Source organism: Mediterraneibacter sp. (assembly GCF_030825015.1).
In the GTDB taxonomy this organism is placed as follows: Bacteria; Bacillota; Clostridia; order Lachnospirales; family Lachnospiraceae; genus Mediterraneibacter.
On the sequence record NZ_JAPJQP010000002.1, the window covers coordinates 113,403 to 134,663 of the forward strand.

Consider the following 21,261-nt stretch of genomic DNA (forward strand, 5'->3'; position numbering starts at 1 on the left):
GATTTTACAATGAAAAATCCGGCAGGGGATCGGAGCGTTTTTTTGTTTTTGGAAAATGGAAATCGAGGAGGAACGCATGGCATTTCATACAGGGGCGGCTCTTTTGGATGCGATCGTATTGGCGGTTGTATCTATGGAAGAGACTGGAACATACGGATACAGGATTACGCAGGATGTAAGGAAAGTGATCGAAGTATCGGAGTCAACATTGTATCCGGTTTTGCGAAGACTTCAGAAAGACGAGTATCTGGAAGTGTACGACAGACAGTTTGAAGGGAGAAACAGGCGGTATTATAAGATCACTTCAAAAGGGATGCAACAATTAGATTTTTATAAGAAAGAATGGGAAACTTATACCCGGAAGGTCAACGCGATCTTTCACGGGATGATCGTGAATGAGGAGATTTCAGAATCGGATCGGAAGTAAAAGACGCCAAACCGGAGCAGATGAATAGAATTAGAAAAACAGGCAACACTTCTTTGCAAAGAAATGAAAGGAGCAGTTGTATGTCGGGAAAAAAATCAAAAAAGATCGATTTGGCAAACCTTGATCCGGAAGAAAAATTAAAATACGAAGTAGCGGAAGAATTGGGACTTCTCGATAAAGTGATGGCAGAGGGGTGGAAATCCCTTACATCGAAAGAAACGGGAAGGATCGGAGGGCTTGTAACAAGAAAGAAAAAAAGCAGTCGGGCAGATCAGACATAGCAGAAGAATAAACAAAAACGGCAGAACGGGGCATTGAGAAAGCGGCGAAGGGCGGAATATTTCTTTACAAAGACAAGCAAATTTGATAAAATTGTACATCCGAGGGAGACGACAGGTGATGTGTATGAAAGAAAAAATAACTGTTTTGAGTACAGAAATGGACTGCCTGACAGCGAAAGAAGCTATGGTGAAGGCAATCGCGTTTATGGAGAGAGAGTCGGCTGATATCATAGAGATCCTATCCATGAGCACTCTGATGAGTGTGCGGGATGAAGAAGAATGGAAAAAAACGATATCCGGGTTTGGTCTGATGCTTCCGGGGGAGACAGAGATCCTTGAAGCAGCAGGGGAAACGGACAGAGTGAAGCTGAGAGAAGCAGACAATCAGACATTTATAAAAATGTTTATGAAATATCTTCAAAGGAACAGAAAAAAAGTATTTCTGCTTGCAGACTCCGAGGAGAAGCTTGCATCTGTCGAGCATGCGATGAAGTATTATGATAAAGGGATCTGTCTGACGGGACATGCGCTGATCCGGGAAGGTGAAAACAGAGAAGAAGATGTAGTAAACGAAATCAACGGAACCGAAACAGACTGTATTTTATCCGTGCTGCAGTCGCCTTATCAAGAACAGTTCATCGCGAAATATCAGGCTCTTTTGAATGTGAAGATGTGGTTCGGATGCGGATCGCTGCTGGAAAAAAGTTATGGTGAAAGAAAGCTTTCCAAAAGACTTTCCCGCTTTTTCTTAAAAAAGAGATTTCATCTGTTAGTAGGAAAGCAGCAGAAAAAGACGAAATAGACAAATGCTGGACAAAGTGTCTATATTTGGAATTTGTGAACAATGTATAAGATGTAAAATATGAATTTTTTGTAAAATATCTGAGGAAGTGCATAAAAAATATGTATTTCCTCTTTCTTTTTTTGCTGTTTTGCATTAATATAATACATGAGTCTAAGAAAGATGATTTTTTTCGCTTTTTAAGTTTGTGAAAAATGTACATGATATAATTCCAAAGAGTGGAGGAAAAAGAATGATTTCAAATCAGATACTTCAGAATACGATCGATGGACTGAAAGGAATTTCCAAAGTTGATTTTGCTGTATTGGATACAGAAGGAAAGGAATTGGCTGCTACATTTGATAATGTACAGGAAAGAAGCGGCGCGGTGCTCTCGTTTGTAGAATCGCCGGCTGACAGTCAGGTAATACAGGGATGCCAGTTCTTTAAGATCTTCGATGAACAGAGACTGGAATATGTTCTTTTGGCAGAGGGAGACAGCGAGACGGCATACATGCTCGGAAAAGTTGCGGCATTTCAGGTTCATAGTCTTCTTATCGCTTATAAAGAACGATTTGATAAAGATAATTTTATTAAAAACCTGTTGCTGGATAACCTGCTTTTGGTAGATATTTATAATCGTGCAAAAAAATTACATATTGACACAGAGGTAAAACGTGTTATCTTTATTATTGAGACATCACACGAAAAGGATAATGCTGCGCTTGAGAACGTAAGGAATCTTCTCGGCGGAAAATCAAAAGATTTTATTACCGCAGTCGATGAGAAGAATATTATCGTAGTGAAGGAACTTGCAGAAAAGGATGGCGCAAAAGAGCTTGAGAAGATGGCGAAGTCAATGCTTGATATGCTGCGTGAAGACACGAAGGACGAGAAGATCCGCATTGCGTACGGTACGATCATCAGCGATATCAAGGAAGTTTCCAAGTCTTATAAAGAAGCGAAGCTCGCTCTTGACGTAGGAAAGATCTTCTTTGCAGAGAAAGATGTCGTTGCATTTACGACGCTTGGCATCGGACGTTTGATCTATCAGCTCCCGATCCCGCTGTGTAAGATGTTTATCAAGGAGATTTTCGAGGGGAAATCACCGGATGATTTTGACGAGGAGACATTGACGACGATCAATAAGTTTTTTGAGAACAGCCTCAATGTGTCAGAGACATCCAGACAACTGTACATTCACAGAAATACTCTTGTATACAGACTGGACAAGCTTCAGAAGAGCACAGGACTCGATCTTCGCGTCTTCGAAGATGCGATTACATTTAAGATCGCGCTTATGGTCGTAAAATATATGAAATACATGGAATCATTAGAGTATTGATCTATATTCATACAGGAGTATAAATAATTAGGAGGAACTTATGATTGAATTAAGAAACGTGACGAAGGAGTACTCCAAGGGAAATGCTGCCCTTAACGGAGTCTCTGTGAAAATCGAACGGGGAGAATTCGTTTTCATCGTCGGGGACAGTGGTTCGGGAAAATCTACCCTGATCCGTTTGATCATGAAAGAATTGAACCCGACTGAGGGTACGATCATCGTGAACGGGCAGAATCTGAACCGGATGAAGCACAAGAATATCGCAAGATACAGAAGAGGTTTAGGAGTTGTGTTTCAGGACTTCCGTCTTTTAAAAGACAGGAATATTTATGAGAATATCGCATTTGCCCTGCGTGTGACAGAGACACCGACGAAGGTGATCAAGAAAAAGGTTCCGGCAGCGCTTTCACTGGTCGGACTTGCACAGAAATACAAATCATTTCCGAAGGAACTGTCAGGAGGAGAGCAGCAGAGAGTTGCAATCGCAAGGGCGATCGTAAATGAACCCGCTATTTTGTTGGCAGACGAGCCTACGGGAAACTTGGACCCAACGAACTCATGGGAGATTATGAGCCTTTTGAAAGAGGCGAATGAAAGGGGAACGACAGTGCTTGTCGTGACACATAACCAGGAGATCGTAAACGAGATGAACGAGCGCGTGATCACTATGAAACAAGGTGTGATCGTCAGTGATGAACAAAAAGGTGGGTATATAGATGAGGATTAGTACATTTGGATACGTCGGAAAACAGGGCGTTAAGAATATCTGGAGAAACAAGATGTTTTCACTCGCATCCATTGCGACAATGTCAGCTTGTATCTTCTTGTTTGGATTATTCTTTTCGATCATTGTAAATTTTCAGTATATTATAAAAACAGCGGAGGAAGGCGTCGCGATTACTGTATTCTTTGACGAAGACGCTACGGATTCAGAGAAGAAAGCAATCGGAGAGGCGCTGGAGTCACGCGAAGATGTGGCAGAAGTAAAGTACATATCGGCAGAGGAAGCGTGGGAAGAGTTCCAGAAACAGTATTTTGCTGATAATCCGGAGCTGGCAGAAGGGTTTAAAAACGATAACCCGCTTGCATCTTCGGATAACTACGAAGTATATATGAAGACATCGGAAGATAATAAGAGTCTTACAGCGAGAAGCCGTTCTCTTTCCGAGACGCAGAAAGAACTTGTTTCTTATGCGAAAAAACTGGACGGTGTGCGTGAAGTGAATAAGTCGGATGTAGTGGCGAAGATGCTTTCAAGTGTGAATACGCTTGTAGCTGTTATTTCAATCGCAATTATCATTATTCTTCTTGGAGTTTCCATCTTCCTGATCAGTAATACGGTTACGATGGGTATTACCGTCAGAAAAGAAGAGATCGCGATTATGAAGTATATCGGAGCGAAAGATTTTGTTGTTCGTTCTCCGTTCGTTATCGAAGGTCTTATCATCGGTATTTTCGGTGCGGCAATCCCGCTCGTTCTGTTGTACTTCCTGTATGACAAAGCAGTTGAGTACATTATGATGAAGTTTAGTATTCTTGAGAATATTATTACATTCCTTCCGGTATCGTCTGTATATCAGATTTTACTTCCGATCGGTGTAGTGATGGGAATCGGAATCGGTTTCCTCGGAAGTTTCTTTACGGTGCGTAAACATCTGAAAGTGTAGGAGGTATACACGATGAAGTGTAGAATGAAGAGGGTGGCGAGTCTATTTCTTGCGTTGTCACTGTGTGCCGGAATGACGATGAATGTAGGCGCCGTTACCGTTCAGGAAGCGGAGAATAAAGCGGACGAGCTGGAAGGCAAAAAGGAACAGGCTCAGGAAGAGGCGAAAGATCTCACAGAAAAGTTAAAAGAGATCGTTGCCGATATGGAAGAAACGCAGGAGAAACTGACGGAAAAGGAAGAAGAGATCGAACAGGTTGAAAATGAACTTGTTCAGGCTCAGATTGATGCGAACGATCAGTATGAGAGAATGAAAGTTCGTATCAAATATATGTATGAGAGCGGGAATACCCAGTTTGTAGCTGTCCTTGCCGAGAGCAAGAATATGGGTGACTTTCTGAATAAGGCAGAATATATTTCCCAGATTTCAGAGTATGACAGAGACGAGCTTATAAGGTATCAGGATACGGTCGAAGAGATCAAAGTGAAAGAAGAAGAAGTTCAGGCAGAATATGAAGAACTGAATACGCTTCAGACAAAGCTTGTTAGTCAGCAGACGGAAGTTCAGACGATGATCGATGCGAACAAGGAAAAGCTTGATAATATCCAGTCAGAGATCGATGCGAATGCGGTTGCATTGGAAAAGGCGAAAGAGATTGAACGGATACAGAAGGAGCAGGCGGGAAATAATTATATTCCGTCAACAGGTGGAAATGTCGTAAGTGGAAATGGATATTTTACGCATCCGTGTCCGGGCATGTCTTATCAATCCAGTTATTTCGGTGAGATCAGACCGTATGAGATCGGCGGACATAAAGGGCATGATTATGCGGCTCCTACCGGAACACCTACATATGCGGCTGCCGCAGGAACGGTTGTAATCGCAGGATTTAGCAACAGCGCCGGAAATTGGGTTGTTATCAATCATGGAAATGGACTTGTGACAAAATACATGCATCACAGCGCGCTTTGTGTCAGGGCAGGGCAGTATGTGGAAAAAGGTCAGCCGATCGGATATGTGGGAAGTACGGGACAGTCAACCGGACCGCATCTTCATTTTCAGGTAGAGCTGAATAATGTAGCTGTTAATCCTGATTTGTATCTGTAGATTTATCGTGTGTATGTATAGAGTGGCAGATGCAGATAGGATTTGGTAAATGGAATTTAGTATATGGGAGATGTCCTGTATATGGTATAAGAGGGGAGACAAGGCAGAGCTCGATCTGTTTTGTCTTTCTTCTGTATAGGAAAAAGTTTGGGTGACGTTTTATAAAAGCAGAATGGGAAAATGAAACAGTTATATAATAGATAGAGACAAAATGAAACAAAACCGATGAATGTATGAAGATGGGGTGAATGGAAACAGTATGGATCAGAATAGGAGTCAAAGAGAACCAAACGAAATGAATCAGGAGCAGTTGAACAGAAGAGAACCGGGAACAGACAGTGGGAAGAAAAAAAGCCGGTTCGGTGTAGGCGTTCTTGTAGGAATTGTGATCGGCGCCGTTTTGTTTATCGGAATATGGGGCGTTGGAAGGATGACGGTTTCTGTATTACGAAGAGGCAATTTTGGAACGGAGAGTACGTCAAAATCAGATGTAGAACATAAATTGGACCGACTGAATGCATTGATTGAAAAGTATTATCTGTATGAGGATGAGATTGATAAAGACGCGCTTGTGGAAGGGATTTATTCGGGATATGCAGGCGCGCTTGGCGATCCGTACACAGAATATTATGATGAGCAGGAGACGAAAGAACTCTTTGAATCAACGAATGGAGAGTTTTCTGGAATCGGCGCTTCCATGTCGAAATTGCAGGGAACAGATGAGATTACGATCATCAATGTGTATAAGGATTCTCCGGCGGAGAAGGCAGGATTGAAAGCCGGAGATATTTTGTATAAAGTAGACGGCAAAGAAACGGCAGGATATGAGCTGGATACCGTCGTTTCATGGATCAAAGGTGAGAAAGGAACGTCGGTCGTGCTTTCAGTATTAAGAGATGAAAAGGAAGTGGAAGTGACGGCGGTTCGGGATACGATCGAAGTGCAGACCGTTGTGTATGAGATGGAAGAAGATCAGATCGGATATATCGCTGTAAGTGAGTTTGACAGTGTAACATATCATCAGTTTGAAGCAGCTCTTGAGGATCTTGAAGCGCAGGGGATGAAAGGACTTGTGATCGATCTTCGGAATAATCCGGGCGGAAACTTTGAGACGGTAACGGATATGCTGAAACTGCTTCTTCCGGAAGGCGTGATCGTGTCAACGAAAGATAAAAACGGAAATGTAGAAGAAGTTACATGTGATGGAACGAATGAATTTGATAAACCGCTGGCTGTTCTTGTAAATCAGTACAGCGCCAGTGCGTCTGAAATCTTCAGCGGAGCTGTGCAGGATTATGGAGTAGGGAAGATCGTCGGCATGACGACGTATGGAAAAGGCGTTGTCCAGCAGCTTATGGATCTCGGCGACGGAACGTGTTTGAAGATGACGATTGCAGAATATTATACGCCGAACGGACGGAGCATCAACGGGAAAGGCGTTGAGCCGGATGTAGAAGTTGAGTATGAATATGATGAAAATAATCCTGAAGCAGATTCACAGCTGGAGAAAGCTTTGGAAGTCGTGAAAGATCAGATGTAAAAGCAGAAGACTGCTAAAGAAAAAAGCGGAACAGTCATCCACACTGTTTCGCTTTTTTTCTTTAAAGAATTAATTATTCAAATCGGTTTTCTTGAATTGGTTCTCTTATATTATGTCCTGTTTTTCGGAGTGTTTCTGTGATAATATCACTTAGTATGGGAGTTTTGTGATATGATCACACGGGCTCATCGGCAGTGTTTTGTTTTGGACTTTTCGCTTTGCAGATGAGCTGAGTCATTGTTCCCATGGGACAGTAAACACACCAGCTTCTCGGTTTGAACAAGATCATTGTCACTAAACCAAGTACGGTAGATGTAAGCATAACGCTGTAAAATCCAAAAGCGAATTGTGCGACGCCGGGGTGGAAGACTGTGCCGTGATATGCCCAGTTCCATGGAAGAGAGAAAGTCCACAAAAGCGTAACCGCCTGTTTTAGACTGCGGACGTTTGCAAATACAAGTCCTGTGTTCCAAAGCATCTGGAAAAACATAATAAAGAAAAAGATTAAAAATCCATAACGGAACCATTTACTTTTCATCCAGCGTGGAATATCTTTTTTTCTGGAAAGCCCGAAACGGCCGCCGATCAGCCCGAAGAGCTGCCCTCTTCCACAGTAGCGGTTGCAATATCCCTTTGTTCCTTTTGCAAGAGAGATAATCAAAGGGATGAAGAAACAGAGAAGTCCGATCCATGCAAAGAGGATGTTGAAAAATCCGAGGATCAAATAAGCAAGGGATACGATCCACAGATAGTCATACCAATGTTTTTTCATAACTGTACCTCCTTGATCGCGATGACAGATGCCGGACATTCGACAGAACATTTTCCGCAGCCGACACATTTTTCGGGATTGATCTTAGCCACGATCCCCCTGAAGATTACGATGGCGTTCATCGGACAGACTTTGACGCAGCATCCGCATGCCACGCAGTCACTTTCCGAGACGAATGCTTTTCTTTTTTTTCTGATTTTCTTTTCCGCAGTTTTTTCCATGACGGACCTCCTAACAATTTTGTTTTATCAATATAGCATGCAGCAGCAGATGTTTCCGTGATATAATCACGCAGCAGCAGAAGATTCTCTTTTATACATGACGAAACGTTCAAACTTTGATATAGTAAGGAAGTATGAAAAATCAAGTATAAGGAGTCAGGGAGATGGATATATTAATTGTTATGTGTATTGGGATTATTGCAGGGCGTTTTTCTTTTCTGCGGCGCGGAAAAAAGATAAATGAATACTTTTCCCTGCTCTGCACATTCGTTTTAATCTTTTCTATGGGAGTGATGCTTGGAAAGAAGGAGAATTTCTTTGAAGAACTGTCATCGCTTGGTCTGACAAGCTTTCTGTTCTTTCTCATTCCGACGGCGCTTTCTATCCTCTTTGTCTATGTACTGACAAGAGTTTTTATGAAGAAAGAAAAATAAGTTGTCAGGAAGAAAATAAGATTTTGGGAAAGAAGGGTTGAAGATGATTGTTTTTCTAACAATATTGTCCTTACTGTCAGGACTCGCTTATGGTTATTTCGATGTGGAAAGCAGCTTCATTACTGCCATTACGCAGAACACGAATATTGTTTTATATTTGTTAATGTTTTCCGTTGGGATAAGTATCGGAATGTATGACGGGATCATGCAAAAAATACGCGAATATCATATTAAGATTTTTATTATTCCGATCGGGATTATCATCGGTTCTCTTTTGGGAGGTGTGCTTTGTTCTGTCATTATTAAAATGCCGGCAGGAGAAGCGACGGCGATCGCAAGCGGACTGGGATGGTACAGTCTTTCAGGTGCGACGATCAGTAAAATGGTAGGAGCGGAAGCAGGAAGCATTGCTTTTTTGAGTAACCTTATGAGGGAAATCTTTTCTTTTTTTATTATTCCGTTTTTGGCGGTGCACTTTAATTATTATACATGCATCGCTCCGGCTGGAGCGACCAGTGAAGATACGACGCTTCCTGTCATGTTAAAATATACAAATGAAGAGACGGTCGTACTGTCTGTTTTAAATGGTGTGATCTGCTCTTTTTGTGTACCGATCCTTATTTCGTTTTGTTTAAATATAAGATAAGAAACAGAATAATATCCGGGGGACGAGTCAGAAGATTTATGCTTTTTAAAGAAGCCGGATTATAAAAATATGAAAAAATTAGCACTCGATGCTTGACAGTGCTAACAACAAGTGCTATATTCCTAATAGAACACGAAAACAAAGGAGGGATTAGCATGAATATAAACAGATTTACACAAAATTCACTTCAAGCGGTGCAAAACTGCGAGAAGATCGCCGCAGATAACGGGAATCAGGAATTGGCGCAGGAACATTTACTGTATGCGCTGCTTACACAGGATGACAGTCTGATCTTAAAATTGTTTGAAAAGATGAATATTCAAGGTCAGCTTTTGATCAACAGAGTGGATCAGGCGATCGGAAAGCGTCCAAAAGTTCAGGGCGGTCAGCTTTTCGTAGGGCAGGATCTGAACAATGTGTTGATCCATGCCGAGGATGAGGCGAAACAGATGGGAGACGAATACGTTTCCGTAGAGCACCTTTTCCTTTCCCTGTTAAAATATGCAAGTAAAGAGATGAAACAGATTTATCGGGAATTTGGTATCAGCCGGGAAGGATTTCTGCATGCACTTTCCACTGTCAGAGGCAATCAGAGAGTGACAAGCGATCATCCCGAAGCGACTTATGATACGCTGAACAAATACGGACAGGATCTGGTAGAACGGGCAAGGGATCAAAAGCTTGATCCGGTGATCGGTCGTGACGAGGAGATCAGAAATGTGATCCGCATTCTTTCCCGTAAGACGAAAAACAATCCGGTGCTTATCGGAGAACCTGGAGTCGGAAAGACAGCGGTCGTGGAAGGTCTTGCTCAGCGGATCGTCAGCGGAGACGTTCCCGAAGGACTGAAAGAGAAGACGATCTTCTCTTTGGATATGGGTGCTCTTGTTGCAGGTGCAAAGTATCGGGGAGAGTTTGAGGAACGTCTGAAAGCAGTTCTTGAAGAAGTGAAAAACAGTGATGGAAAGATCATCCTGTTTATTGATGAGCTGCACACGATCGTTGGAGCAGGAAAGACAGACGGCGCTATGGATGCCGGAAATATGTTAAAACCGATGCTTGCAAGAGGTGAACTTCACTGCATCGGAGCAACAACGCTTGATGAGTATCGTCAATATATCGAGAAAGACGCGGCTTTGGAACGTCGTTTCCAGCCGGTTTTGGTTGACGAACCTACGGTGGAAGACGCTATTTCTATTTTGCGCGGACTGAAAGAGCGTTATGAAGTATTTCACGGAGTGAAGATTACAGACAGCGCCCTTGTGGCTGCGGCAATGTTGTCAAACCGATATATTTCAGACCGTTTTCTGCCGGACAAAGCGATCGATCTTGTCGATGAAGCCTGCGCGCTTATTAAGACAGAACTGGATTCCATGCCGACAGAGCTGGATGAACTAAGAAGAAGGATCATGCAGCTTGAGATTGAAGAAGAAGCATTGAAAAAAGAAGAAGACCGATTGAGCCGTGAACGTCTGGAGCATTTGCAGGAAGAGCTGGCAGGGCTGAAAGAAGAATATGCGGGCAAAAAGGTACAGTGGGACAATGAAAAGCATTCTGTTGAACGGGTACAGAAAATCCGTGAAGAGATCGAGCAGGTAAATAAAGAGATCAGTAAGGCGCAAAGAGAGTATGATCTGAACAAAGCCGCAGAACTGCAGTACGGAAAACTTCCTCAGCTTCAGAAACAGCTTGAAGAAGAGGAAGAGAAGGTGAAAGAAAAAGAGCTGTCGCTTGTTCATGAAGCAGTGACGGATGAAGAGATCGCAAGGATCGTTTCCAGATGGACAGGAATTCCTGTAGCGAAATTAAATGAAAGTGAAAGAAATAAAACACTTCACCTTGCGAATGAACTTCACAAAAGAGTGATTGGTCAGGACGAAGGGGTCGAACTTGTAACAGAAGCGATCATTCGTTCCAAAGCCGGAATCAAAGACCCGGGCAAGCCGATTGGATCGTTCCTTTTCCTCGGACCGACAGGCGTAGGAAAGACAGAACTGGCGAAAGCTTTAGCACAGAGTCTGTTTGACGATGAGAATAATATGGTGCGGATTGACATGAGCGAGTATATGGAAAAATATTCCGTGTCAAGACTGATCGGAGCGCCTCCGGGATATGTCGGATATGACGAGGGCGGTCAACTGACGGAAGCCGTTAGAAGAAAACCGTATTCGGTTGTACTGTTTGACGAGGTGGAAAAGGCGCATCCTGACGTATTCAACGTATTGCTGCAAGTGCTGGATGACGGAAGAATCACGGATTCACAGGGACGTACTGTAGATTTTAAAAATACGATCCTGATTATGACATCCAATATCGGTGCAGGTTATCTGCTGGACGGCATAAACGAAGACGGAACAATCGCGGAAGAGGCACAGAGTATGGCGATGAATGATTTGAGAGCTCATTTCAGACCGGAATTTTTGAACCGTCTTGATGAGATCATTATGTTTAAACCATTGACGAAAGAAAATATTCGTGCGATTATTGACTTGTTAGTAGCAGATGTAAACAGACGGCTGGAAGAAAAAGAGCTGACGATCGAGCTGACAGAAGCGGCAAAAGACTGTGTCGTAGAGGGCGGATACGATCCGATGTACGGGGCAAGACCGTTGAAGAGATATCTGCAGAAAAATGTAGAGACACTGGCTGCGCGGCTGATTCTTGCCGGAAATGTCGGAAGAGAAGATACGATCCTGATCGATGCGGCAGACGGAAGACTGAAAGCAGATGTGAAGCGGATAAACAGTGCAGGCGGACACGAAGTATAAGCCAAATATGAGAAATTCAGAAAGAAGAGAGCCTGCACAGTGCCGGTGCGTGAAAGGATGACGCAAGTGACACCGATTATCTTTCATATTGATGTAAATTCGGCTTATTTGAGCTGGACGGCTGTAGAACAATTAAAAAACGGTGCAAAAGTGGATATACGCGAGATTCCGGCAATCATCGGCGGAGATCAGAAATCCCGTCACGGCGTTGTCCTTGCGAAATCCACTTCTGCAAAAAAATATGGCATCCGCACAGGGGAACCTGTTGCGAATGCCTTTCGCAAGTGTCCGAATCTTGTGATGTATCCGCCGGATCATCGAATGTATCGGGAGAAAAGCAGACAGATGATGGAATATTTAAAGATATTTACGAAGGAGATCGAGCAGGTCAGCGTAGATGAATGCTATATGGATTTCACAAAAATCAGCGACAGATACAGCTCGCCCATCGACGGAGCGATCGAGATCAAAGACGGAATCAGGAAGAATTTCGGATTTACGGTAAATGTCGGGATCTCAACGAACAAATTACTTGCGAAAATGGCGTCAGATTTTGAGAAACCGGATCGGATACACACGTTGTTTCCGGAGGAGATAAAAGTAAAGATGTGGCCCCTTCCGATCGGGGATCTTTATATGGCAGGAAAATCCAGTGTGCAGGTTTTGAAAAAACTGGAGATCAACACGATCGGGGCATTGGCGCAGTCAGATCCTGAACTGATCGTGCTTCATCTGAAAAGTCATGGAAGGATGCTGTGGGAATTTGCAAACGGGATCGGTGCATCGGCTGTTCAGTCAGAACCGGAAGAAGCGAAAGGAATCGGAAATTCCACTACTCTTAGAGAAGATGCGCAGACGTTGGAAGAAGTATGCCCGGTATTTGAAGAATTGGCAAAGAGCGTTGGAAGACGTTTGAAGAAAGCGGGAAAAAAGGCGAAAATGGTCAGTATGGAGATCAAATATTATGATTTCCGCACATTATCCCATCAGATGCAGTTGGAGAAACCATCGAATGAAAGCAGTGTATTATATAAGGCGGCAGTTGCTTTGTTTCAGGAAGCATGGAGCGGGGAGCCGGTGCGGCTTCTCGGGATCAGAACGTCGAAATTAGTGGACGAAGACGAACCTGAACAGCTTACGCTTTTCGATATACAGCCGCCGAAAGAGCCGGATGAGAAACATAAGCGTCTGAAAAAGGCAATGGATGAACTGAACAAAAAGTATGGAGAAGGTTCGGTCATAAAGGCAAGCCTTATGAAAAAGAAAAAATAAATTTCAAAATCTTATTCAAAAAATCTTTAGAATTTCTTTTGAATCTTATATCAGCCTCCTTTAGATTTACAGGATATCCTGTAGATAGTTAAAGGAGGCTGATTTTTTTATGAGCATATCTGAACTTACCGAGTATTTTTTACAATATGGAGCGTTTTTTATTTATTTGATCGTGCTTTTGGAATATTTGAACCTTCCGGGATTTCCGGCTGGTGTGATCATGCCGCTGGCAGGAATTTGGGCTGCGAAAGGGGAAATCAGCTTCCCGATGGTCATGATCCTTACTGTTTTTGCAGGATTGACCGGAAGCTGGGCATTATATCTGCTTGGCAGATTCGGCGGCGGAAAAGTGATGGAATTTTATTTTAAGAAATTTCCAAAGCAGCAGCCGGTGATTGAAGAGAAGATGGCGTTTTTGAGAGAAAAAGGCGGAACAGGCGTGTTTGTAAGTAAACTTCTTCCGATGGTTCGGACGCTTATTTCGATTCCTGCAGGAATGGTAAAAATGAATTTTACAAAATATACGGTCAGTTCCGTGTGTGGGATCTTCCTTTGGAATCTGGCATTTGTAGGGGCAGGATATTTCTTCGGAGATGCGGCGATCAATTTCTTTACATAATTTTAGGGCGTTTGTGGAAAGCAAACAGGAAATCATACCGAAATAAGGCGAGAGAATCCAGACAAGGGGGAAATGACATGAAAATCGCAATGTTGACAAATAATTACAGACCATTTGTAGGGGGCGTGCCGATCTCAGTAGAGCGTCAGGCGAAGGAATTAATTAAATTAGGACATAAAGTGACGGTGTTCGCGCCGATGTACGGAGAAACAGAAGAAGAAAAAGCGGCGGTTTTAGCGGCTGATGCATCTGCTTTCGAGCAGGTTGTCCGGTATGGAACACAGAGAAGGAAGATGGACAACGGAATGGTGTATCCAAGCTTTTATCCTTCGGAGATCATGGAAACGTTCGAAAGAGAAACGTTTGACTGCATCCATGTACATCATCCGATGTTCGTAGGACCGTGCGCGCTTTATTTGAAGCGAAAATATCGCCTTCCGCTTATTTATACTTATCATACAAGATACGAAGACTACCTGCATTACATACCCGGACTGCGTGTCGATGAGAACAGCTTTGAGCTCAAAAAGAAAGCCGTTGGTCTGATTCAGACAAAGCTGATACCTGCTTATATGAGCTGGTTTGCGAATCAATGTGATCTCGTGCTTGCGCCGTCGGCGGGAATGCAGAAGATACTGTGGAAGTATGGGATGAGGAGCAGATCCGCCGTATTTCCGACAGGACTTGAAGAATCATTTTTCAGAACGGATGAGCAGAGGGCGCAAGAAATCAGAGAGACATATATAGGAAAGAAAAAGCATTTATATGTTACGGTATCCAGACTGGAAAAAGAGAAAAATTATGAATTTATCCTTCGCGGAATTGCGAAGATCAAAGAGGAAGCCGGGGATGATTTTCATGTGATGATTCTTGGAGACGGAAGTCAGAAAAGGGAATTGAAAACGAAGGCGGCTCTTTTGGGTATCAGCGATCTTGTGACTTTTGCAGGAAATGTACAGAACGAGGACGTGAAACATTATGTACATGCGGCAGACCTGTTTTTGTTTGCGTCAAAGTCCGAGACACAGGGAATCGTTTTGGCAGAGGCGATGGCAGCAGGAACTCCGGTCGTTGCAGTTCATGCGGTCGGTTCTGATGATATTGTCGAAGACGGGATCAATGGATTTTTGACCGAGGAAGAGGAAAGCAAGTGGGCTGAGAAAGTAATTGAAGCTTCACAGCCGAAGAACAGGTTCAAAATGAAAAAAGCAGCTTTGGCGGAAGCGCAAAATTATCGCTCCGGCACACTTGCCTTATATGAAGAGATGCTCTACAATCAATGTATCTGCGAAAAAGCAATGGATCAACAGAAAGACGGAAAAGGAGAATATTTTTATGAAAACGGAGAAGATCACGGAGAACGTACTGCAATGGCTGTTCACAAAATATCTCACATTGCTTGAAAAGACAGTGAAAATAAACTGGCATGAAGAAAATGAATACGGGGAAAGTCAGATATTTGGGTTTTGGCATGAGGACAGTTTCTTTATGAATCTTGTGCTTGATCGTCTCGCGGATAAGACAACACCCGTAGATGTGATCGTTACAGCCGATACGCGGGGAAATTATATTGAACATATGATAAAACGGTGCGGCGGGAATGCGCTGCGTGTTCCTGACGGGTATAAAGCATTCGGCGCATTGAAAAAGATTGTCTGCGATTCTTATGAAAAGGCGCATTCGATCGCTGTTGCGTTAGATGGACCGCTTGGTCCCAGACATGAGCCGAAAAAACTGGCGTTTTATTTGTCAGAACATGCAGAAGAGTCGTTTGTAGGGATCAGTCTTTCTTATTCGTCCTGCATTCGTCTGACGCGTAGATGGGATAAATATGTGATACCGCTTCCATTTACGACAGTTGACGTTGCGGTGAAAGATTATGGAGTCGTTTCCAAAAAGGCGATTCCTGATCTTCCGGTCAGCGCAGAAGCACAAATCAGAGAAGTATGCATTACACAGACAGTATAAAAATGATAGGAAATGACAAAAGGAGAGGGAGTAAGAGATGGAAATTAATCATGTATTGATCGTAGAAGATGATAAGGAGATCAGAGAAGGTGTTCAAATATATCTGCAAAGTCAGGGGTATGTGGTGTTTCAGGCGGCAGATGGGATCGAAGGTTTGGAAGTGATTGAAAGAGAAGAAATCCATCTGGCGATCGTGGATATTATGATGCCGCGGATGGACGGAATCAGGATGACGATGAAGCTTCGGGAAAAGCATGATTTTCCGGTTATCATGTTGTCCGCAAAATCAGAAGAAGTCGATAAGATCATGGGACTTAATATCGGGGCGGATGATTATGTGACGAAACCGTTCACTCCGATGGAGCTGATGGCAAGGGTCAATTCTCAGCTGCGCAGATATCGAAAATTTCTTGAAAGACTGACGCCTCAGGAAAATACTCATGTTATCGGAGGCCTTGAAATCAACGAGGACACTGTGGAAGTGACGATGGACGGCAATCCGGTGAAACTGACTCCGATTGAATACAAGATCCTTTTATTGCTTGCGAAAAATCCGGGGCGGGTCTTTTCGGCAGAAGAAATCTATGAGAGGGTATGGCAGGAGAAAGCAATCAACACAGATACGATCATGGTGCATGTGAGAAATATTCGGGAAAAGATTGAGATTGATCCGAAAAATCCAAAATATTTGAAGGTGGTGTGGGGCGTTGGATACAAAATTGAAAAACAGCCGTAAATTCGCAGTGATCGTGCTTCTTCTCTTTTTGGCTGCCTGTTCGTCGGTTATGATGTCTCAGTATGGAGCGATCCGTCGGACGATTGAATCGCAGAAAGAAGCGGAAAATCAGTCGGGAGATACTGCAAGCAGTATGGCAAACACGCTGGCAGAGGGAAATTATCTCCTTTATAATCGATATGTAAGGGATACAGATCCGGCAGAAGTGCTTTCCCTTTACGGACAGCAGAGATTTGATCTGGCAGAGAAATATTTAGATTATGAATTGATTGACGGTCAGGATGAGGTGATTGCCTCTGATCTGTCGGAAGAAGAACTGGAGAACTTAAATGCGGAGGATGGTAAAAAATATGCATTCCGCGTGAAATATGTATTTTCAGACAGTGGGGAACTGGAAGACGTTCAGATCGGGGGAACGGCATTTGATGCGGCGGCAGCATATAATATGGAGTCGATCTACATTAATGAAGCTGCAAGCGTAGAGAATTACGGTCAGATCTCCTCGATTACGAACCTTGAAGATGTTACGATCCTTTACGGGATGACAGATGAAAATCTCGAAGCCTACGGGAAAATCGTTGCTTCGGAAGAGGGCGAATGGTATGCATATTACGATCTTAGTTATATCGGCGCATACCGGGATCCTTTGGAGATCTTAAGCGTTCTGCTGATCGCAGCGGCGCTTCTTATGCCATTTATCAAACGTCTTGATTTAAGTGAGATGAAAATATTCCGCGTACCTTTTGAAGTGGCGGGTGCAGGATTATTATTCTTTTCTTTCGGCGGCTTTGATGTGATGACGTATGTCGTTTATCATACGGTGAAGAAAACGTTCCTTCCGGCAGGATTTGAGCCGGTTATATCTGTAATCAATTTCCTTTTGTGGATGTTTTTGTTTGGAATGCTTTTTTGGTGTGTTACATCACTTCGGGCAATGTTTCGGATGAAGAAGGCATACTGGACGGAAAGGACGCTGACGGCAAGAATGCTGAGAAAGATGAAGAACAAAGAAGGAGAAAACGAAGGAAAGATAAGAAAGAAAGCAGGCAGGATCTTAACGAGGATAAAGAACTTTTTTGCCCGGCAGTATGACGCGCTGCTTCATCTTGATTTTCAGGATAAAACGAATCGGACGATCCTTCGCGTCGTGCTTATCAACTTCGCCATTCTGTTTGTCGTATGTCTCTTTTGGTGGTATGGAACAGTTGCGCTGGTCGTTTATTCTGTGCTGTTGTTTATGTTCCTGAAAAAATATACGCAGGATCTTTCTAAAAAATATGAGGTTTTGCTGAAGTCTACAAATCAGTTGGCAGAAGGCCGTCTGGATATTCCGATCGAAGGCGACGTCGGTCTGTTCAATCCGATACAGGAAGAATTGAAGCGGATTCAGAAAGGATTTAAAAAAGCGGTAGATGAGGAAGTGAAGAACGAGCGCATGAAAACAGAACTTGTTACGAATGTTTCTCATGATCTCAGAACGCCGCTGACAGCGATCATCACATATACGGATCTTCTGAAAAATGAAAAGGATGAAGAAAAGCGGAAAGAGTATATTCATGTTTTGGAGAGAAAATCTCTTCGTCTGAAAGTGTTGATCGAAGATCTGTTTGAGATCAGCAAAGCTGCGAGCAAAAGCGTTGTGATGCACTTTATGAAAGTTGATATTGCCGGATTATTTAAGCAGGTTGAACTGGAAAATGACGGGAAGATCAAAGAGGCGAATCTGGAATTTCGGACGAAGCTTCCGGAACAGAAAGTTGTCATGTGGCTTGACAGCGAGAAAACCTATCGTATCTTTGAAAACCTTATCGTGAATATTACAAAGTATGCAATGCCGCATACAAGAGTTTATATTGAGATGACAGAGCAGGAGAACGGAGTTCATATTACAATGAAAAATGTTTCTGCGACGGAGTTGAATTTTAATCCTGATGAGATTACAGACCGTTTTGTGCGGGGAGATTCTTCGAGAAATACGGAAGGTTCGGGACTTGGATTGGCAATCGCGAAAAGTTTTGCTGAGCTGCAGCACGGTTCGCTGAAGATCTCGACAGAAGCAGATCTGTTTAAAGCTGACCTGTATCTTCCGAAATTAGAAGAACCGGCTGAAAATTCACAGGAGGGATCTCCTGAAAATCTGTCAATGAGAAAATAGTACAGAGCAAGCAAAGAATGTCGGGAGAGTAGTGACTCTTCCGGCATTTTGTGGTACTCTTTTGGTAGAAAAAAGGATCGGCATAGAAAAGAGAGATGATAAGAAAAATATGCTGGTATAAAGAATGAGAAAAGGGAGGAAAAAAGATGAAATATGAGATCAAGGGCGGAGAGCTTCCGGTAGTAGTCTGCTTTATGGATGCCGGAGAAACAATGATCACAGAGAAAGGTTCTATGAGCTGGATGTCACCGAATATGAAGATGGAGACAACTTCTAACGGCGGAGTCGGAAAAGCGCTTGGAAGAATGTTTGCAGGAGAGGCAATCTTCCAAAACCGGTATACGGCAGAAGGAGGTCCGGGAATGATCGCTTTTGCATCCAGTTTCCCGGGGCAGATCAAACCGTGGGAAATTATGCCGGGAAGAGAGATCGTCGTACAGAAATCGGGATTTTTAGCAGCGCAGGAAGGGGTTGAATTGTCTGTTTTCTTCCAGAAAAAATTAGGAGCGGGTCTGTTCGGCGGAGAGGGCTTTATTATGCAGAGACTTTCGGGACAGGGACTGGCGTTCCTTGAATTTGACGGATCGGTCGTAGAATATGGACTTCAGCCGGGGCAGCAGATCGTAGTTGATACAGGATATCTTGCGGCGATGGACGCTACTTGTAAAATGGAGATCCGTACAGTGCCCGGAATTAAAAATATGATGTTCGGCGGAGAAGGATTGTTTAACACGGTGATTACCGGACCGGGACGGGTCTGGCTTCAGACGATGCCGATCTCGAATGTGGCAGGCGCAATCTTAAGATATCTCCCGTCCAAATAAGTAGAATAGCATGCTATGAAAATAATATTAAATATACAGGAAAAATCAGAAATTGTTATTCGTGAATCATTTTAGAATTGTCTAAGCTCTTCTGTCAGGATCAACATGGAAAATTATTTGTCCGTTTTGATCCTGACAGGCAGACGCTTCCTCTCTTTTTTTAATCTAAAAACATTTTAGATCCCATCCATTGTCTCATATGTTCAATCATTTTTACGTCAGGCTCGATATATACGCATGCGTTTTTCTGATCGAGAGAGAGCATAACCGCATAGACAGATGCGTTTTCATTGCCGGAAGTAAAATCATATATTTTATCAGGATGGAAGGAGTTCAGCCGCGGAGATTTTTTCGGAGCAATGATCTCAGCAGACTGAATATCAAAATTGAGCATATTTTTTCTTTTTGATTTATTATAAATGGCATCGATCTGAAAATCGTGGTTTAAGATCATGTATTCATATTCTACATTGAATTTTGAAAAAATAAAATAATAACCGATCATCAGGATCAAGATTGCAATAATAAATGATAAGAATCCGAGAAAAGGCATTCCTAAAACAGCGGCTGCTGCCGCAAGAGCGATGACAAGGATGCTGATAAAAATGCCGGATGCTTTCAGTTTACGGGTTACGAGTTGTTCATATAATGCGTCATTCATAGTTCTTGATTTCCTTTCAGGTAATTTATGACCATCATAGCGACCTTGAATGTCATGGCATCTTCGAAAGTGCGAAGATCCAAACCTGTCTGTTTTTCAACTTGTTCCAGACGGTAGATCAGCGTATTGCGGTGCATGTGCAGCTGTCTGGCAGTCTCTGCAATATTCAGGTTGTTTAAAAAGAAACGGTTGATTGTAGCCGTAAGCTCAGGATCAAGCGCTTCCGGTGTCGAAGTGCCGAATATTTCGGAAAGAAAATTCTCACATAAAGAAGCAGGAAGCCGATAGATCAGTCGTCCGATCCCCAGTTCATTATACGGGAAAATATTTTGCTCTGAATAGAAGAGACGTCCGACTTTCAGCGCCAGGCTCGTCTCGCGGAAGGCATCTGAGATATCGGAAAGGGTGTTCATTACCGAACTGTAGGACAGGCGGACATGGATAAGCGCTTCCGTGTTGAGCGTGTCTACAATTATTTCTGCAATATGTCTCATATCTTCAAAAGATTCTTCCTGCTTTAAGGGACGAAGGATTGCAAGCAATGTCTCCGTCACCGGAACAATGTACGTTTTTGAACGGGAAGAAAACAGGTTCTTTAATATCGCGCCTGATGTTTCGTCAAAATTCTTTCCTTCGATAAGAAAGAGAATCCTCTTTTCATCCGGATTGATATGAAGTCTTGCGGCGCGGTCGGCAATTTCATAGCGGGGAATATTCTCAGTCATTAATCCCTGAAGAAAATCTGTCCGGTTATATTTTTCTTTATAAGCGGTACAAAGACAATGGATCTGTGTCAATGCAGACGCGATCTGTTCGGGATCTGTGTCTGAGACTTGAAGCGATACACCGGTGATCCGGTGCAGTTCCCGCAGCGCTCTTTCCAGTTCTTCCGTCAGTGCGGCAGGATCCGTTGCCCGGATGGCAGCTTGTTCTGTGTTTTGTTCCATAGATTAACCTCACCTTGCATAAAGAGGCTGCACCCGAAACAAGTGCAGCCCCCTTTTATTCTTTTATAAGCAGCATGGCCAGAATGAACT

22 protein-coding genes are annotated in these 21,261 nt (G+C 43.1%); 18 read left to right on the forward strand and 4 right to left on the reverse strand.

Annotated features, from left to right (window positions below; all coding sequences use genetic code 11):
• Positions 1–76 precede the first annotated feature (76 nt).
• The 8 genes from RCH61_RS02200 to RCH61_RS02235 all read left to right on the forward strand — a co-directional run bounded on the left by RCH61_RS02200 (position 77) and on the right by RCH61_RS02235 (position 7,148).
• Positions 77–427: a PadR family transcriptional regulator gene (locus RCH61_RS02200; protein ID WP_306479766.1), complete on the forward strand. Its 351-nt coding sequence runs from the start codon at positions 77–79 to the stop codon at positions 425–427.
• An 80-nt stretch (positions 428–507) separates the two neighbouring features.
• Complete coding sequence (locus tag RCH61_RS02205; RefSeq protein ID WP_178006901.1) at positions 508–708, forward strand: small, acid-soluble spore protein, alpha/beta type; 201 nt, start codon at positions 508–510, stop codon at positions 706–708.
• A gap of 124 nt (positions 709–832) precedes the next feature.
• A complete protein-coding gene (locus tag RCH61_RS02210) occupies positions 833–1,510 on the forward strand; it encodes a WecB/TagA/CpsF family glycosyltransferase (RefSeq protein ID WP_306479767.1) in 678 nt (225 codons plus the stop codon).
• A gap of 232 nt (positions 1,511–1,742) precedes the next feature.
• Entirely contained in the window at positions 1,743–2,834 is a 1,092-nt protein-coding gene (locus RCH61_RS02215) for a PucR family transcriptional regulator (RefSeq protein ID WP_178006899.1), read from the forward strand.
• Positions 2,835–2,874: 40 nt separating this feature from the next.
• A complete protein-coding gene (gene ftsE / locus RCH61_RS02220) occupies positions 2,875–3,561 on the forward strand; it encodes a cell division ATP-binding protein FtsE (protein ID WP_306479768.1) in 687 nt (228 codons plus the stop codon).
• The gene (ftsX, locus tag RCH61_RS02225; RefSeq protein ID WP_178006473.1) at positions 3,551–4,501 is read left to right on the forward strand and encodes a permease-like cell division protein FtsX; all 951 of its coding nucleotides are present in this window, start codon (positions 3,551–3,553) and stop codon (positions 4,499–4,501) included. The genes ftsE and ftsX overlap by 11 nt, the downstream gene beginning before the upstream one ends.
• 12 nt (positions 4,502–4,513) lie before the next feature.
• Positions 4,514–5,608 carry a murein hydrolase activator EnvC family protein gene (locus RCH61_RS02230; RefSeq protein ID WP_178006472.1) on the forward strand — a complete coding sequence of 365 codons (1,095 nt, stop codon included), beginning with the start codon at positions 4,514–4,516 and terminating at the stop codon, positions 5,606–5,608.
• A 295-nt stretch (positions 5,609–5,903) separates the two neighbouring features.
• Positions 5,904–7,148: a S41 family peptidase gene (locus tag RCH61_RS02235; protein ID WP_442920441.1), complete on the forward strand. Its 1,245-nt coding sequence runs from the start codon at positions 5,904–5,906 to the stop codon at positions 7,146–7,148.
• A 175-nt stretch (positions 7,149–7,323) separates the two neighbouring features.
• On the opposite strand, the gene RCH61_RS02240 is transcribed toward RCH61_RS02235, so the two are convergent.
• Positions 7,324–7,920: a 4Fe-4S binding protein gene (locus RCH61_RS02240; protein ID WP_178006625.1), complete on the reverse strand. Its 597-nt coding sequence runs from the start codon at positions 7,918–7,920 to the stop codon at positions 7,324–7,326.
• Entirely contained in the window at positions 7,917–8,141 is a 225-nt protein-coding gene (locus tag RCH61_RS02245; RefSeq protein ID WP_178006626.1) for a 4Fe-4S binding protein, read from the reverse strand. The genes RCH61_RS02240 and RCH61_RS02245 overlap by 4 nt, the downstream gene beginning before the upstream one ends.
• 164 nt (positions 8,142–8,305) lie before the next feature.
• On the opposite strand from RCH61_RS02245, the gene RCH61_RS02250 reads away from it, so the two are divergent.
• The 10 genes from RCH61_RS02250 to RCH61_RS02295 all read left to right on the forward strand — a co-directional run bounded on the left by RCH61_RS02250 (position 8,306) and on the right by RCH61_RS02295 (position 19,563).
• A complete protein-coding gene (locus RCH61_RS02250; RefSeq protein WP_178006627.1) occupies positions 8,306–8,575 on the forward strand; it encodes a hypothetical protein in 270 nt (89 codons plus the stop codon).
• A 43-nt stretch (positions 8,576–8,618) separates the two neighbouring features.
• Positions 8,619–9,221, forward strand: a complete 603-nt coding sequence (locus RCH61_RS02255; protein WP_178006628.1) for a lysine exporter LysO family protein — start codon at positions 8,619–8,621, stop codon at positions 9,219–9,221.
• A gap of 155 nt (positions 9,222–9,376) precedes the next feature.
• A complete protein-coding gene (gene clpB / locus RCH61_RS02260; protein ID WP_178006629.1) occupies positions 9,377–11,989 on the forward strand; it encodes an ATP-dependent chaperone ClpB in 2,613 nt (870 codons plus the stop codon).
• Between the two features lie 66 nt (positions 11,990–12,055).
• Complete coding sequence (locus RCH61_RS02265; RefSeq protein ID WP_442920442.1) at positions 12,056–13,261, forward strand: Y-family DNA polymerase; 1,206 nt, start codon at positions 12,056–12,058, stop codon at positions 13,259–13,261.
• A gap of 109 nt (positions 13,262–13,370) precedes the next feature.
• Positions 13,371–13,880 (forward strand): DedA family protein, encoded by a 510-nt coding sequence (locus RCH61_RS02270; RefSeq protein ID WP_178006630.1) that lies wholly within the window; start codon positions 13,371–13,373, stop codon positions 13,878–13,880.
• 77 nt (positions 13,881–13,957) lie between these two features.
• Positions 13,958–15,283, forward strand: coding sequence for a glycosyltransferase (locus tag RCH61_RS02275; RefSeq protein ID WP_178006631.1), 1,326 nt, complete (start codon positions 13,958–13,960; stop codon positions 15,281–15,283).
• Positions 15,216–15,848, forward strand: a complete 633-nt coding sequence (locus RCH61_RS02280) for a hypothetical protein (protein WP_178006632.1) — start codon at positions 15,216–15,218, stop codon at positions 15,846–15,848. Before RCH61_RS02275 ends, RCH61_RS02280 begins: the two co-directional genes overlap by 68 nt.
• Before the next feature lie 37 nt (positions 15,849–15,885).
• Positions 15,886–16,584, forward strand: a complete 699-nt coding sequence (locus tag RCH61_RS02285) for a response regulator transcription factor (protein ID WP_178006633.1) — start codon at positions 15,886–15,888, stop codon at positions 16,582–16,584.
• Complete coding sequence (locus tag RCH61_RS02290; RefSeq protein WP_306479770.1) at positions 16,556–18,739, forward strand: sensor histidine kinase; 2,184 nt, start codon at positions 16,556–16,558, stop codon at positions 18,737–18,739. The genes RCH61_RS02285 and RCH61_RS02290 overlap by 29 nt, the downstream gene beginning before the upstream one ends.
• 146 nt (positions 18,740–18,885) lie before the next feature.
• Positions 18,886–19,563: a TIGR00266 family protein gene (locus tag RCH61_RS02295; protein ID WP_178006513.1), complete on the forward strand. Its 678-nt coding sequence runs from the start codon at positions 18,886–18,888 to the stop codon at positions 19,561–19,563.
• Between the two features lie 160 nt (positions 19,564–19,723).
• Here the strand turns inward: RCH61_RS02295 and RCH61_RS02300 are convergent, their stop codons facing one another.
• Entirely contained in the window at positions 19,724–20,224 is a 501-nt protein-coding gene (locus RCH61_RS02300) for a DUF6106 family protein (RefSeq protein WP_178006514.1), read from the reverse strand.
• On the reverse strand, positions 20,221–21,171 hold the full coding sequence (locus tag RCH61_RS02305; RefSeq protein ID WP_178006515.1) for a PucR family transcriptional regulator: 951 nt from the start codon (positions 21,169–21,171) through the stop codon (positions 20,221–20,223). The genes RCH61_RS02300 and RCH61_RS02305 overlap by 4 nt, the downstream gene beginning before the upstream one ends.
• Between the last annotated feature and the right edge of the window lie 90 nt (positions 21,172–21,261).